The following is a 13,930-nucleotide window of genomic DNA, read 5'->3' as shown; positions in this document are numbered from 1 at the left end:
TGCGATGTCAGCAGCGTTGGAGCAAGAACAGTTTTTTCAGCTCGTCTATGAAGCCAACGAAAGCAACAAGCTCGTTGAAGCGAGTTCGACGGCTAGTGAGTTCGCGGACATCCTCGACCATTTCGCGGAGACGGGAAGAGAAATCGTTTCCCCTGATGTTTTTGCTTCCGAGGGAACGATCCTTTACCTAGGCGGCGTCGATGAGTCGGTCCGCGTTCAAGCATTGAGCCCATCGAGTGCAGCCATTACAAGCTGCAAGACGGATGTCGTTGCCAAACTGATGACGAATAGCACGACTCGGTGTTTTCGCCGTTTCGATCCGAACGATTTGTCGGTCGCGGTCCAAGTCTCGACACCAGTTCTCGATCTTCTACTGAAGGCTGATTTGGAGAACTCGGATAGTAAGCAACTTGGCTGGCAAGCGGTGCTTTCGTCGAAGGTCCGTACGAAACGAACAAGTCAGCTTGTAAAGGTCGGGCATCATGGGTCTGTGAATGCCCACAACGACGATGCCTGGAGTTCGATGGTCGCCCCCAATCCACTAGCAGTCGTTACACCTTATTCTCGCCTGGCAGATCCTCTTCCACGCGAGCACGACATTCAGCGAATTAAGTCATTGACCAACCAGCTATACGCGACGACTTGGCCGCCTTCGAGTCGGCCGCCTCGGCGACGCGGCGTTGATTCAGATGTCGGGAGTGCAACTAAGGTTCGTCGCGCACTTCATCGTGAACCCGGATTCGTTCGTGTTCGGTTCTCGATTAAGCAAACACCGTCGACGCCGACAATCGAACTTTATGGCTCTGCGAAACAGCTGTAGTTCGAGCTAGCAGGTGTCGCAGACCTCATCGCCAGAAGGCATTAAAATCATGAGGCAATGATATGATCGGCACGTTGCCACTGTTTAATTTTGAAGAGTCTTTGAAGAAGAAATGGGGGACGGGGCGATTTACGAAGCGGACGGCCATCTTTCAATCTCCTTCTTGCTGAATCTCCTTGCCTCGGCAGTGCTCCGGTGGCCGACGCCGAGGGGGGCTGTACTTGTTTTATGCGGCGTTGAAACTGCGGTAAGTCGTTGAGGCCTCGTGCAGTATGTGCTCGATCACGCTGCCCGTTCGTTCTGCATGGGACGCTGGTGGTCCGGGCTTGGTTGGGTTGGCGATGAATGGGGGCGTCCGTTTGTTGGTTTTTTGTTTTGAACCAGCGACGGGATTGGGGGTGTGCGGAGCTTGGGGTTACCAGATTTCTGGGATGAAGGTTTGGTCTTCTAGGGGTGGGCGGACGTAGGCGCCGTCGGTGGGGCGTGGGAGTAATTTGGGTGGTGTTGGTGTCAGGTCTCTGTATGGGATCATGCTCAGTAGGTGACTGATGCAATTGAGTCGGGCACATTTCTTGACGTCTGCTTTGACGACATGCCAGGGGGCTTGCTTGATGTCCGTGTGTGCGAACATCGTGTCTTTGGCTCGGGAGTACTCGATCCATCGTGAGCGTGATTCGACATCCATCGGACTCAGTTTCCAGCTCCGGGTTGGATCTTTCATGCGTTTTTGAAAACGTCGTTCTTGCTCTTCGTCGCTGACCGAAAACCAGTACTTGATCAGTTGAATTCCCGATCGCACAAGCATGCGTTCGAACTCGGGGCACGAGCGGAGAAACTCGTGATACTCCGCGTCGCTGCAAAATCCCATCACGTGCTCGACGCCGGCGCGGTTGTACCAGCTCCGGTCGAGCAAGACGATTTCTCCGGCCGCCGGCAGATGAGCGACATAACGTTGGAAGTACCAACTTTTTTTCTCTCGCTCGGTCGGAGTGCCCAAGGCCACGACTCGGCAGATACGTGGATTCAGACTTTGGGTGATCCGTTTGATTACCCCGCCTTTGCCAGCGGCGTCGCGGCCCTCGAAGATCACGGCGACTTTCAGTCCCTCGTGCTTGACCCACGCCTGCATTTTGACCAGTTCGATCTGCAGCCGAGCGAGTTCCTTTTCGTAGACCTTTTGATCGATACGGTGCTTCGTTGCTTTGACGTCACCGCTCCCGTTGAGAATCGCGTGGCCTTCAGAATCGTCACGGTTGTGCTTGCGTTTCTTCGGTTTGGAATTCACTCGAAGGCACCTATCGATTCAGGGAGGCGGTAAGGGTGGCAGCCAGAATCCGGCGTGTTGCCGTTTCGATGCCGCGCGGTCGTGCGACGTGTTCCTGCCTTCCTTCATGCTACACGAATCCGGGGCTGTGCGTGTTTTGAGGCGGCGGCTCTGCGGGGCTTGAATTGCAACGAATGCCCGCATAAGCTCGCCGAGGTGCGGGCGCGGTTCGTTCTGGTTTCAGAACGGTTGTCCGACAGGAATACTGTAGTGCACGGCGTTTTGCAGGTTTTTGAGTAAAATCTGGAGGACTCGCATTTCCGCTACGCTAACCCGAGTTACTCTGAGGCAACCCGATGACCCGACTTTTGATGACCACCGCACTGGCGATTCTTCCTGCGACTCTCGTGATGGCGCACGAAGGGCACGGGCATGGTGCCGCAGGCCAAGGAAATGGTTTCTGGCACTATTTGACCGAGCCGCAGCATGCGTGGGTGTTCGCTGCGTTGGTCGTCGTGTCGGCGGCGGTGGTTGGTTACCGGTGGCTCGAACGCACCGAGGCTGCCGACGCGAAAGATGCTTCCTAAATCACCTGTCTACTTGCCGTAACCACCGTCGCCAGGCGGTGCGGCACGTTCTCGCAAGCGTCGCATGCTCTTAGATGAGCATGCGTCTTTTTTCATGAGCACGATCAAAGTGTTCGGGTTTGTCCCGTGATCGCTTAATGTATCACTGGCTGACGTTGGCCGCCGCGATCGCTTGCGGGTCATCGAGGACGAGGTAGTGACCGTGGTCGCTGGTGACGAAGACCACGGTATCGTCCCACGCGTCATTGTCTTCGGCCCACTTGGTGACGGCACGGAAGGCGGCATCGCCACTGAGTACGGCACCGATGCTGTTGTCGATGTTGTTGGCGTGGTTGGCCCAATCGACGTCGCCTGCTTCGAGCATCATCCAGAACTTCGGTAGCTCGGCTTGGTCGTCGTTCGCTTCACCGGGGGTTGGCGCCGAGAGCACGTGGAGTGCTGCCGTTGTCATGTCAGCGAGCGTTGGGTTTTCGTTGACGTCTTCCGCCGTGTACCGTTCGGTGCCTTTGACGTCGAAGGTCGGATTGTAGTTTCCGTCGGCGGTTTGAAACGGGAGGTGGCCGCCTTTGGTGCCGAAGTAACCTAGCAACCGATCACCTGTTTTGATTGCCCGTGAGGCGGCTTCGGCGAGAACTTCGCTACCCCGGCGTCCGCTCGTTCGTTCGGCGACGACGTACTTGCGTCGTGACGGGTCAGTTTCGCCGGGTTGCAAACGCACCGCGTCGAGATCGGACTCGTGAAGGTATTTGTTGCCCGGCATGAAGTTCTCGCCCTGGCCGCCGTCTTTGCCGACGCCTTCGCCCCATCCGCCGCCGATCAATACATCGACGCCCGGTAATGGGTCGCGGCGGTGGGAAGAGGAGGGGCGGCCGATCATGTCACGAGCGATGTCTTGATAGTCGCCACGTGACACGTTGTTTGCGTAAGCCGCCCCGGGAGTGGCGTGACTGACCGGGACACAGGTGACGACGCCGATCCGGAAGCCTTCGTTTTGCAGTTGCCGGCCGATCGAAACGGCGTACGTACCGTCGTGAGCGATTCCGACGGATCCGTTATAGGTTTTGATGCCGCACGTTAGGCTGGTCGCTGAGGACGCAGAGTCGGTGACGGTATGCGGTTGCTCGCGGTCTTTTCCGATCGGGTACGCGATTCGGTCTCGTTCGTGCCATGGCATCGGGCCAGCGAAGTCGGGATCGAATCCTCCGGTTGCTTTCTTGTCAACGTCGACGATTGTTTGCGAATTAACGTCGAGTTTGGTGCCGCCGGTATGTGGTGTTGTGCCGATGAACGCGAAGTCCGTTTGGGTGCCGCGATAGTCTTGAATCGACAAGCCACGTCCTCGTCCGCTGTCGTAAAGGTCGGCTCGGTTTCGGTAGATCGTTGCCGCTCGTGTTGTTTGCCAATCGGTCCCGTCAAACACCATCAGGATGACGTGTCGTTTTCCCTGCTCGACGGCGAGTCGTTGCAGTTCGTAAACGTCGATTTGGTCGTGATAGTTAGCGACCGAGTTGAGTGTTCCGGCGGGAATGCGGCCGAAGAGTTTTTTCATCCGCTCGGCGTCAGAATACAAACTGCCTCGTTCTCGCAGTGCCGAGAGCGTCATGCCGAAGGAATAGAGCGGTACCAACCGATTGCTGTGGTTCGTCCAGCTGCTGTATTTGTTCGGCTGGTTGCCCCAATGTCCCCACGGCGCAGACTGTTCGCGCATCGCGTTGGATTGCATCTCTCGCATCGGGTCGGTGACGCTTTCGCCGTTGGCGTCATCGGAATCGGTATCGATGGAGTTCTTCAGCGCGTCGACCACTTTGGCGAGCGTTGAGGTATTCGTTGTTTCCTCGGCCTGGCATTGGCTGAGACTCATCGGCGGGGCGACGGCGGCGATCGTGGCCAAGAACAATCCGGCGATGAGTCCGGATGGGCGATCGGTCGATCGGAATAGCGAGGCGGGTGACAGAAATCGATTCAGTGATGAACGCATGGCAGTGGGTGGGGCGGGGCTGCGGGGGGAGGGGGGCGGTCGTGATAGGGCAGTCGTCAGGAACTGGGAGAGTCAGTGCTGAGCGAGGCTGGGACTGGGTGAGTCTGGGTGAGTCTGGACTTGGGCTTTTGAGAACCGACACAGGAGGATCGGTTTTGAAAGAGTCGAGCTTAAGGGTGTGTGGGGGAGAGGAGGTGTCGATCGCTGAAGATGATGAAAGGAAGGTTGTCGAAGTCCGATTGGGTGTCGTACACGGGTTAGTTTGGTCGCAAGATGCGGGTGTGGGAAGAGCGACGATGGCGAAAGACGCCGAATGTAGCGGATAGGTGAGGTTGGGGATTTGAGGCTGCGTGCCGGACCCCCATTTGGCCGAAAGTGCCCAGGTTTTCGAAGCGGAATCGTGATTTTGCTTGACGAATTCGCCCAGCGGCTTTAGGTTCAGGGACTCTTCTTAAACACGGATTAAAGGCAAGGAGGACTGCCATCATGGCGACTGTCTTCACCGGTTCGGCGTCCAATGCGGCGACGGGCGGCCCCGATTCGCAACCGCACCCTCAGGGCGAAGCGGCTGCATACTGGTTCGTTAACGCAGCATTTTTACAAGAAATTAAAGATAGCAATCCTCATCTATGGCATGAGGTTCATCGTCTGCGAACGCTCTGCGAGCTCGATCCCGGCGACGTGGAAAAGCCACAGGCGACGATTCGTGAATTCGTGGCATGTTTGGACGAGTTGCGAGATTTGCTCGCCTTGCAGTTTGCGCTTGAAGAATCGTACGGATTGATTTCGGCGGATTCGATCGCCGCTCAGCGGATTGCGGCGTCCCTCTCGATCTCGCAGCAGAGTGAGGCCGAACACGAGCGGCAGCGGATGGTTCGTAGTGTCACCGATCAACATCGTTGTCTGTATCTTCAATTAATCGACTTGGTCGAACAGGCCGAAGAACTACAATACAGAGGATGTGACGTTCAATGTTTGAAGATGCTCGCGGCATCGATCGAGCGATTTTCGGGTGATCTCACTGCACACGAAAGGCTCGAAGCGGAATTGATTCGGTTGCATGATTCGCGAGCCCGCAGCGGCGGTTCGCAGGAATGAAGTCGTCGGCGAGTAACGCGGTTGTCCCGCTCGTTCTCACGGCGAGCACTTTTAGGAGGTTTTACGATGTTGGGTGATTCACGTACCAAGCCAATGGAAATTCTGTTGGTCGAGGATGGTTTGGTTGACGCACGTATCACCATTCATGCGCTGCGTCGCAGCGGTGTGCATCATCGTTTGACATTGGTGCGAACGGTTCACGAAGCGATTCTGTTTATGAAACGTACCGGGATCTTTGCCCGTGCTCCTCGCCTTGATTTGCTGCTTCTCGATATGATTCTGCCCGACGGTACGGGGCTCGACGTGCTCGAAGAGATGTTGGAAATCCATCCGGACTCCGCTCGCATCACGACGGTGGTCCTGACGGCACTCGAAGATGAGACGTATCGCCAGCGCTGTGACGAACTCGGCGTTTACGATTACATTCAGAAGCCGGTCAGTGAGGAAGAGTTCCTTCGAGTCGTCCGCGATCACAAGAAACTCATGATTCACTTGCAACAAGTCGCGGTTGCGACCGCCGATCAGGAAGCTCAGGGATCGAGCGTTTCCTCCTCTTAATATCAATTTGGAACCGTCGTTGATGCTGATCTCTCGCTGTCGTTTTTTGATTGTGTTTGTCGTCGGATTCGCATCACTCGCGGCTGGGGCTCTCTCAAACGGCGAGACGACTGAGACGACTGAGACGACTGAGACGACTGAGGGAATCGAACCTGTTGGGCCGGTGAAGAGGTTACTCACGGGTTTTGCGTTCACCGAAGGCCCCGCCGTGACGAGCGACGGAACGCTTTACTTCACTGATATCCCGAACGCAACGATCCATCGTTTGGATCCGGATGGCAAACTCGGTGTGTTCACGGATCAGTCGAACTTTGCAAACGGTCTGTGGCCCCTTTCAGATAATGGTCTGCTCGCGTGTGAAATGAACGGAGCGGTCGTTCGGTATCGCCTCACCGATGGTTCCCGCGAGGTGCTGACGGATGAATACAAAGGTGTTCGTTACAACGCGTGCAATGATCTCGTTGTGGACGGGGCCGGTGGGATCTATTTCACCGATCCGCAGTACCGAGCGCCGACGCCGCTGCCTCAGAAGGAGCGTGCCGTCTATTACCTTTCGAGTGACGGGGAGGTGACGCGGTTAACGGGAGATTTGAATGCCCCCAATGGGATCGGATTGTCGCTTGACGAAAAAACGCTGTATGTGATTCCCAGCATGCAGAGCGAGATGTTGGCGTTTGATATTGAAAAGCCGGGTGTGGTTTCGAATCGGCGAACGTTCTGCGTCTTGGCCCAGCCTGAGGGAGTCAGCGGCACGGGGGGAGACGGAATGGCGATGGACGTGCTCGGCAACTTGTACATCACGACGCATTTAGGTGTTCAGATCTTCAGACCGTCGGGGCAGACGCTCGGCACGGTTTCCTTTCCCGAACGTTCTTGCAACGTCACGTTCGGCGGCGAGGATTTCAAGACGATGTTCGTAACGGCACAGACGTCGGTTTATTCGGTGCAAATGCCGGTGGCGGGAAGCCGCCGAGGCAAGTAACTGCAGTGGCGATCTGTCGACTTGTGACGCCGATTTGCCTTCCGGCTAAACTGGATTGGCTCAAATATTTGCGAACGAATCCCTCGCGAGTCGTGTAGAAATCTTGTACGACTCGCCGCCGCCGGAGATAGATAGATGCGATCAAAGAGTGCTTTCTCGTCCAAACCGTTTTGGGCTGTTTCGTTGAGTGCCCTCGGCCTCGCCGTGATGGTCGGTTCCGTGGGGGCGTTCGGGCGACCGGTCAACGCGGATGACGAAACCGCTGTGGTTCCTTCAGAAACCGCTGAGACGCAGACCGATGAGGTTGCCGTCGCTGCCGAAGACACCGGTTCGGCAGATGTTGCGGCGGACGCGGAAGGGGCATCATTGGACGAGCAGGCGGTGAAATTCGGCAATTTCAATCCGCTGAATCAGTTCGAACGATATGTGATTTTGCAGAAAGGCACCGAACGCCCGAGCAACGGTGGTTACACGTCGAACAAACGTGAGGGGACGTACATTTGCCGTCGTTGCAACGCGAAGTTGTATTTGAGCAAGGATAAATTCGAGAGCCATTGCGGATGGCCGAGTTTTGATGATGAGATCGAAGATGCGATCGTTCGGCAGACGGACGCGGACGGCGTTCGCGTTGAGATCTTGTGCAAAAATTGCGGCGCTCACCTGGGGCACGTCTTCACCGGCGAGCAGATGACCGAGAAGAACACTCGGCACTGCGTCAACTCGATCTCGATGAGGTTCATCGCGAAGGGGAAGAAGATTCCTCCGAAAATTCGCCCGGTTTCCGAGCGGCCCTCGGGAACGCTGAAGTCGAAATAGCGACGGGGCAGCCGATTGCGGTGCCCGTGAGCCGTGAAGTCGTCGGGCTCGTGAAGTCGTGGGCCCCGAGGTAATCGCACCCCGTGGACTAGTGGGATTTGGTACAGTGGGCGTCGTTGTGCGTCGCTGGGGTAGGGATCGTTTGTTTGGCTGTGGCAGCAATCCGCGATCCGGCAAGACCGAATTCGACTGGGAGATTGCCGCGTGTCTGATGAACTCTTCTTTTGGCAGCAAGAGCAGGAATCGACCGAGGACGCCACGGAACTTCTTCCGCCGGGACCTCCTGAAACGCGTCCTGATTCCGCTCCTCCGGCGAAGACGTCCCGTGAGCGTGAATTGGGAGGCGATCTTCGAGCGAGTGAACCCGATCGCGATCCTGATGGTGACACGGGCACGACGATGCGTGTCGGCGCGGGACTGCGAGATCGGTTGCAGTTGTGTCTTTTGCCCGGGCTCGGGCCGCGGGGGCTGAGTGTTCTGCTCGACGAGTTCGGTTCGGCGGGCAACGTTCTTCGGGCCGACAAGGCGAGTCTGCAGCGGGTGCCTGGAATTGGGCCGAAGATCGCGCACGTGATCCAAACGGCGACGGATCATGTGGATGTCGATCAAGTGATCCAGTGGTGTCACCAGCATCGTGTGCGGATTCTGCAGCCCGATGCGGCCGGGTATCCGAAGTCGTTCGATGAGCTCGAGGACACGCCGCCGATTCTATTTTGCCGTGGGGAAGTGACCGCGGCGGATCAGCTCGCCGTCGCAATTGTGGGGACCCGTCACGCGACTCCGTACGGTTTGCAGCAGACCAGGCGTCTGGCTCGCGACCTCGCGTCGGCGTCGGTGACGATCGTCAGTGGGCTGGCTCGCGGGGTCGACACGGCGGCTCATCGTGCGGCGGTGGAGGTCGGAGGCCGCACGATCGCGTTTCTGGGTGGCGGGCTCGGGCAGATGTACCCGCCTGAAAATGCGGGCTTGGCTGGGGAGATTGCCTGCTCGGGGGCCGTGATCAGTGAATACGCCCCGATGGCGAAACCGCGGGGCGGGATGTTCCCTCAGCGGAATCGGTTAATTGCCGCAGCGGGATTGGCGACGTTGGTGATCGAGGCGCCCGAACGCAGCGGTTCGTTGATCACCGCCCGATTGGCGAGTGAGATGGGGCGGGGTGTCGGTGCCCTGCCGGGACCGGTCAACAGCCGAGCGTCGCAGGGGTGCCATCGGTTGATTCGCGACGGCGGGACGTTGGTGACCAATGCGGACGACGTGCTCGAATTGCTCGGGCCGCTCAGCCAGCCGATTTGCCGTGGCGACGAGTCGCAGGCCAACCGGGACGAACGCGAGATTCGAAACGGCCGTGAAGTCACCTTAAACGAGATCGAGCGAGCGGTGCTGGATCGCATTTCACCAACGGGAACTTCGCTCGACGAGGTCACGGTGGGATGCGAATTGTCGTCCGCTCGCGTCTCCGCCATTGTCAGTGTTCTGGAAATGAAGCGGCTCGTCCGACGGCTGAGCAGCCAATACGTGGCCCGAGTTTGAGGTCCAGGACGATCAAGTCATCTTGACCTTCAAATTCCATCGGCGATACCCTTTGCAGTTTCGTGGTTCCCCTCCCGCCCCCTCCCTCCGTCCGCAGGTCGAGGCATCCTTCGCAGGTGTCCCCCTCGCGGGTTTATGTAGGCTTCTCTGATGAGTTCGAGTCCGTTCGAGATATTTCGACGCAACCTCAAGCCTTTGATGGTCTTTTTGACCCTCTTGGCTCTTTTTTCTTTCGTTGTTTTGCCAGCGTTGGACACCTACATGCGTCGTGGCGGAGGGATGAATTCCGATCCGGTTGCGGCGACGTTCGATGGTGTCGAGTTGACCCGCGCTCGTGTCGCTCGTACGACGCAGAACCACGCCGCCGTCGTGCGTTTTCTCAGCGAATTGGCTTCTGAAACGATCAATCGGGGCGGCGTGCCGCAAACCCCCGGTTTCCAATTTGACGAACAATCGGGCCAAATTCAGTCGCTCGGAATCGATTCCAATCCAGGCGAAGAAGCCACGGTCAACACGCTTCGTTTCTACAGCGAATCTCAAAAAGCTGGCTTCGAACTCGACGATACCGCGATCGGAAACTGGTTGACCCGGTTCACCGATGGAACCTTCACCGACAGCGAAATCGTCGCGATGTTGATGAGGAGCAGCGGCAACCAACTCGGCCAACAGCACCTCTACGAACAGCTCCGCATGCATTTGTTGGCGGACCTGTATCAACGCGGTTCGCTCGTCGGATTGACCAATGGCCAGATTCCTGTGGTCACTCCGCTGGGTCAGTGGGAGAATTTTTTGAAATTAAACCAGAAAGCGACCGTGAACGCGTACGGCGTTTTGGTGAGCGAATATCTGGATCAAACCGACGCCGAACCGAGCCAGTCGGACATTAAAGAGGTCTACGAAGAAGGCAAGAAACGCCTGAGTTATCCCGGTGATCAATCGCCGCTGCCGAGCTTCGGACGCCCCGATTCGGCTCAGATCGAATGGGTGGCCGCCGACTTGCAGCAGTTCCTCGATGTCGAGAAAGCGAAATTCAGCGAAGAGCAAATCCGGGCGGAGTACGAACGACGTCTCGCCGGGGGCGATTTCCAGCTTCCCGTCGGCTCTGATGAAGCAGCCGCAGCGGAAGAACAGCCCGCCACCGCAGAGGCCGCCGCAGAAGAGACCAGTGAAGAACAAACCAGCGAAGAAACTGCGGAAGAGAGCACCGACGAGCCGGCCGCTGATGCTGCTGAAGATACTGAGTCGAGTGAACCCGCCGCCGAAGATTCGTCCATGAACGCCAGTGCGGACAATTCGGTCCGTTTGGTGATGTTCCAGGACGAAGAGCCTGCAACGGGTGAACCGGCGGCCGACGCAGAGACGCCTGCGGAAACCGAGACGCCTGCCGAAACGGAAGCTCCCACCGAGCCTGAGACCCCTTCCGAGCCTGAGACTCCGGCTGAGTCTGACGCACCTGCCGAAGCGGAAGAAGCGGCTGAAACCGACGAGCCCGCCGAGATGAGCGAAGAAGAGCCCGCCACCGAAGCGGAATCAACTGAATCGGCGGAAGAGGCCCCCGAAACGGAGGCTGAAGAAACTGAAGAAGAAGCGACGTCGGAACCTGCCGAAGAAGCCGCAATGAGTCTCGAGCTCGACGACGAACCCGAGCAAACCAAGCTGCAATCATTCGAAGAAGTTCGCGACCAAATCGCGACCGAAATGGCACTCGAGCCCGCCCGCAACGCACTCGATCAGGCCGTTACCGAAGCCAACAAACGGATGCGGCTCTATTTCAGCGAACGGGCGGTGCATGAAAGCAATGTTTCCGTTGGTATTCAAAAGGAATCCGACGCTCCCGAACGCCTCAATCTGAAAAAGATGGCGGATGAACTCGGATTGATTTACGGGAAAACGAAACAGTTGGTCAACCGAGTGAGTGTCGATGAGGTCGATCCAGGCACCTCCTACGGATTGGGCACCGGGTTCAACCGTCGCGGACCGCCTTACGGTGCCATGATGTTTGGTGCTCAGATGCAGGACGGCTCGATGTTGCCGCCACAACCTGAGTTCTCGCCGCTGCGTTCGGTGGATCTCGAAGCCGGTGTGACGTACATCAGTTGGAAAACGGAGGACGTCCCGACATTCGTTCCCGAGCTCGATGAAGTTCGTGACGAAGTGGTCTTGTTCATTCGCACTCGAGAAGCGAGGAAGCTCGCTAAGGCGGCCGCAGAAGAAATCGCCGCATCAATCGCAGACGGAGACAAGACTTTGTCGGACGTGGTTCCTGAAGACAAAAAATCAAACCTGATCGAAAACGTCGGCCCGTTCAGCTGGCTCGAACAACTCGGGTTCATGCAAACCGTGATTGCGGAAGTGCCTAAACTCGATGCCGTTGGTGACGAATTCATGCGTGAGGTCTTCGCGACACCTTTGGGTGAATACGGAGTCGCACCGAATGATCCGCAGAGCGTTTTCTACGTGGTAACACCGACGGAATTCCAGCCGGATGTCGAGCAATTGCGTGAGCAGTTCCGCCAACCGCAGCAGCGTTTCATGGCTCAGTTGTTGGGCAACCAAGACGCTCGTAACATCGTCCGTGGGTTCTATGAATCGGTTGATGAGCGGACGGGATTCGAAATGCGATTGTCGGACGACGAATAGTCGACCCGCTCTGAATTGAGGGCTCGCCTGGCTCCTGCCGGGCAGGCCGTCATGAGCGGCAACTCCCGCAATCGGCGGCACGATAACGTGCGGTAAGACAAACAAAAAAGGGCGAGAAAGCAAACTGCTTCCTCGCCCTTTTCCTTTCGTGATCAGTGCCGTGAATCTGCCGGCGTGCCATGAGAGAACGGCGTGCCGCGGAGCCTCCCGGTCGGACGAGGAGGCGAACGTGAGGCGGCCGGTCAGCGTGCGGGGTGTGTCGGTGGCTTAGCTGACCTTTTCGGCGCGGGCGACTTCGCGGGACTTCCGGCTCATCAACGCGTTTGCTTGATCGTCATTGACGAACTCTTCGGCCTTCGGATCCCAAATGAGTTCGCGGCCGAGCATCAGGGTGAGGTTGCACAGGTGGCAGGAGGTCATTGTGCGGTGGTGCGACCACACGTCGGAGATAGGCAGTCCGCCCTCTTCAATGCAGGCGAAGAAGTTGCCCATGTGGTTACCGGGTTTCTTGCCTTTGCAGAGTTCAACGATTTTTTCGTCGAGTTCTTTGCGGTCGGCATCGGTCAACGCATCCATGGGGCTTCCTTCGATTTTGCCACGGTTGACGAAGATGCGTCCCTTGTCGCCTTCGAACAAGATTCCGTTTCCGAAGTCGACGTTATCGCCTTCGCGTTTGTAGTGATGGTTCACGCTCATCGTGGCACCATCGGCGAATTCCAGGTTGATGTGGAATTTGGTGGCGGCGTTGTAACCGTTTGGCAACGAGGCTTCCCCTTCGAGGAACGAGTTCCAGTTGAAATCGGCAGGAACGATTGGTGTGAAGGTGCCTTCACCGGAGATCTTTACCGGGCCGGTATCGCCGGGGGCGAGTGCCCATTGTGCGATATCGATATGGTGGGCACCCCAGTCGGTCATTTTGCCGCCGGAGTATTCGAGGTACCAACGGAAGAAGCGGCGCCGCTCTTCGCTGTATTTCGCTTCTGGGGCCGGTCCGACCCACAGATCCCAGTCGATATCGTCGGGAGCGGTGGTGGTTTCAAACGGTCCGCCTTCGGGAGCTCCGCCGATGGCGACATAGGCGTTCACGTTGTCGCCGAGGCGTCCGGTTTGCACCATTGCGATGGCGGTCAGGAAGCGGGCATTGTCGCTGCGTTGCTGCGTTCCGACCTGGAAAACCTTGCCGGTTTCTTTAACGACCTCACGGATCTGTTTGCCTTCGTCGATCGTCAACGTCAGCGGTTTTTCGCAGTACACGTGGCAGCCGGCGCGAAGGGCGTCGATCGCAATCGATGCGTGCCAGTGATCAGGGGTGCCGATCGTAACGACATCGGGTTTTTCGGTTTCCAGCAGGTCGCGGTAATCACGATAGGTGGTGAGTTTACCGCCGAAGGACTCGTTGAATTCAGCGGCATGTTTGTCGTCGACGTCACAGACCGCGATCATGTTTGCGAATTTGGCGGCTTGGCGAGCGATCGCTCCTCCGCGGTTGTACCGACCTCGGCTTCCACCCACCCCGATCGCGGCAAGACGCAGTTTTTTAGATCCAGCATTGTCGGTTTGATCTGCTGCTGAGACGGCGCCCGCGAGCGTGAGGGCCGAGCCTGCTGCCGCACTCGTGCGTAAGAAATCTCTTCGATTGGCGTTCATCAGATTTTCC

At 57.5% G+C, this 13,930-nt stretch carries 11 protein-coding genes; 8 read left to right on the top strand and 3 right to left on the bottom strand.

What is annotated here, in order from left to right; genetic code table 11:
- The first annotated feature begins 4 nt into the window (after positions 1-4).
- Positions 5-820: a hypothetical protein gene (locus tag FHS27_RS20655; RefSeq protein ID WP_246420376.1), complete on the top strand. Its 816-nt coding sequence runs from the start codon at positions 5-7 to the stop codon at positions 818-820.
- 415 nt (positions 821-1,235) lie between these two features.
- Here the strand turns inward: FHS27_RS20655 and ppk2 are convergent, their stop codons facing one another.
- On the bottom strand, positions 1,236-2,105 hold the full coding sequence (gene ppk2, locus FHS27_RS20650; RefSeq protein ID WP_184306736.1) for a polyphosphate kinase 2: 870 nt from the start codon (positions 2,103-2,105) through the stop codon (positions 1,236-1,238).
- Positions 2,106-2,440: 335 nt separating this feature from the next.
- Between ppk2 and FHS27_RS20645 the strand changes: the two genes are divergently transcribed.
- Positions 2,441-2,671, top strand: coding sequence for a hypothetical protein (locus tag FHS27_RS20645; RefSeq protein WP_009103808.1), 231 nt, complete (start codon positions 2,441-2,443; stop codon positions 2,669-2,671).
- Positions 2,672-2,813: 142 nt separating this feature from the next.
- Here FHS27_RS20645 and FHS27_RS20640 read toward each other — a convergent pair whose 3' ends face one another.
- On the bottom strand, positions 2,814-4,649 hold the full coding sequence (locus FHS27_RS20640) for an alkaline phosphatase (protein WP_184306735.1): 1,836 nt from the start codon (positions 4,647-4,649) through the stop codon (positions 2,814-2,816).
- A 486-nt stretch (positions 4,650-5,135) separates the two neighbouring features.
- Between FHS27_RS20640 and FHS27_RS20635 the strand changes: the two genes are divergently transcribed.
- From FHS27_RS20635 to FHS27_RS20610, 6 genes are all read left to right on the top strand, one after another.
- The gene (locus tag FHS27_RS20635) at positions 5,136-5,747 is read left to right on the top strand and encodes a hypothetical protein (protein WP_184306734.1); all 612 of its coding nucleotides are present in this window, start codon (positions 5,136-5,138) and stop codon (positions 5,745-5,747) included.
- A 66-nt stretch (positions 5,748-5,813) separates the two neighbouring features.
- Entirely contained in the window at positions 5,814-6,305 is a 492-nt protein-coding gene (locus tag FHS27_RS20630; RefSeq protein ID WP_044256908.1) for a response regulator, read from the top strand.
- Positions 6,306-6,327: 22 nt separating this feature from the next.
- Entirely contained in the window at positions 6,328-7,287 is a 960-nt protein-coding gene (locus FHS27_RS20625) for an SMP-30/gluconolactonase/LRE family protein (RefSeq protein ID WP_246420375.1), read from the top strand.
- Between the two features lie 135 nt (positions 7,288-7,422).
- Positions 7,423-8,103: a methionine-R-sulfoxide reductase gene (locus FHS27_RS20620; RefSeq protein ID WP_184306732.1), complete on the top strand. Its 681-nt coding sequence runs from the start codon at positions 7,423-7,425 to the stop codon at positions 8,101-8,103.
- A gap of 204 nt (positions 8,104-8,307) precedes the next feature.
- Entirely contained in the window at positions 8,308-9,633 is a 1,326-nt protein-coding gene (dprA, locus tag FHS27_RS20615) for a DNA-processing protein DprA (protein ID WP_184306731.1), read from the top strand.
- A 150-nt stretch (positions 9,634-9,783) separates the two neighbouring features.
- Positions 9,784-12,273 (top strand): hypothetical protein, encoded by a 2,490-nt coding sequence (locus FHS27_RS20610; protein ID WP_184306730.1) that lies wholly within the window; start codon positions 9,784-9,786, stop codon positions 12,271-12,273.
- 267 nt (positions 12,274-12,540) lie between these two features.
- On the opposite strand, the gene FHS27_RS20605 is transcribed toward FHS27_RS20610, so the two are convergent.
- Entirely contained in the window at positions 12,541-13,920 is a 1,380-nt protein-coding gene (locus FHS27_RS20605; RefSeq protein ID WP_184306729.1) for a Gfo/Idh/MocA family oxidoreductase, read from the bottom strand.
- Positions 13,921-13,930 lie beyond the last annotated feature (10 nt).

The sequence above is a fragment of the Aporhodopirellula rubra genome (assembly GCF_014192335.1).
In the GTDB taxonomy this organism is placed as follows: Bacteria; Planctomycetota; Planctomycetia; order Pirellulales; family Pirellulaceae; genus Rhodopirellula; species Rhodopirellula rubra.
This window is presented reverse-complemented; position numbering and strand designations above follow the sequence as displayed.